The sequence below is a fragment of the Kitasatospora sp. NPDC048296 genome, assembly GCF_043201815.1.
Lineage (GTDB): Bacteria > Actinomycetota > Actinomycetes > Streptomycetales > Streptomycetaceae > Kitasatospora.
Window position 1 is genome coordinate 1 of record NZ_JBICZB010000225.1, and the last position, 1,270, is coordinate 1,270.

The window sequence follows — 1,270 nt, forward strand, 5'->3', positions numbered from 1 at the left end:
GATTGATGCTCCTATGGGCTGTCAAGCGGCGGTGAGCCATTCGCGGTAGGAGTTGGCGAGGTCGTCGTCTCGGCGGATCCCGCGTTCGAGGGTGGAGATGGTGGCCGGCCAGACTCCGAAGTGACAGGCCACGGCGGTGAGGGTGATGTTCTTGGACTGTCGCAGAGGCCGTAGGTCGGCGATGCCCGGGACTGCGACGGTCGTGGTCAGGCAGCGGAACATCTCCCGGGCGATGGCCCGTTTCAGGAGCCGGATGATCTCCTTCTTCGTCCGCCCGGCCTCGGTCTGCCGTGCGACGTAGTCGCGGGTGCGCCGGTCGCTGGACATCCGGCAGAGGGCTATCCGGTAGAGGGCGGCGTTGGCGGCCCTGTCGCCGCCTCGTGAGAGGCGGTGCCGGTTGGTCCTGCCGCTGGAGGCGGGGACCGGTGCGGCCCCGCAGAGCGCGGCGAAGGCGGCCTCGGTGCGCATGCGTTCGGGGTTGCCTCCGGCGGTGACCAGCAGCTGGGCGGCGGTGTCGGGGCCGACGCCGTAGGCGGCCCGCAGGCCGGGGTTGTGGGCGGTGACCTCGGCGTCGAGGGCCTTCGTGAGGGCCTCGTGTTCGGCGGTGAGTTCCTTGACGCGTCGGGCGAGGCTCTTGAGTGCGGTCAGGACCGCGACGTGGACGGTGTCCCCGGACGGCCGCACCCGGGCCAGGGCGTCGGTCCGCTCTTTTGCTTTGAGCCGCCCGTACTTGGCGCGGATCGTCTCGGGTGCGGTGATCAGGATCTGCCCGGTCTGGTTCAGGGCGGCGGTGCGTGCCTTGACGGCGGAGCGGGCTGCGTTGTGCAGGGCACGTATGCCGGCGACGGTGTCGTCCTTGGGCGCGCTGGAGGCCCGTCCGGACAGGGCGGCGCGGGCGGCGGCGTAGGCGTCGATGGGGTCGGACTTGCCGATGCGGCGGCGCTCCGCCCGGTCGGGGCGGTTGACCTCGACGACCCGGTGCCCGTGCGCGCGGGCTTCGCGGGTGAAGCCAGCGCCGTAGGAGGCGGTGCCCTCCACACCGATGACGAGCACGTGGCCGTGGGCGTTCAGGAAGGCCAGGGCGGCGGCATATCCGGCTGCGGTGGTGGGGAACTCGGCGTCCGCGAGGTGGCCGCCGTTGTCGCTGACGACCGCGACGTGGATGGTGTCGGTGTGGGAGTCGACCCCGGCGAACACGTCCTGGCCCGCTGTGTCCCTGGCGACCGCTGATGTCATGCTGATGATGCCTTCCCTAGCCGGAGGTTGGCGC

The 1,270-nt window shown here is 71.4% G+C and carries 1 protein-coding gene; it reads right to left on the reverse strand.

The features are described from left to right. Nucleotides 1–21: 21 nt before the first annotated feature. Nucleotides 22–1,270 (reverse strand): IS110 family transposase (locus ACGF12_RS38640; RefSeq protein WP_393041372.1); only part of this gene is annotated, 1,249 nt, incomplete at its 5' end.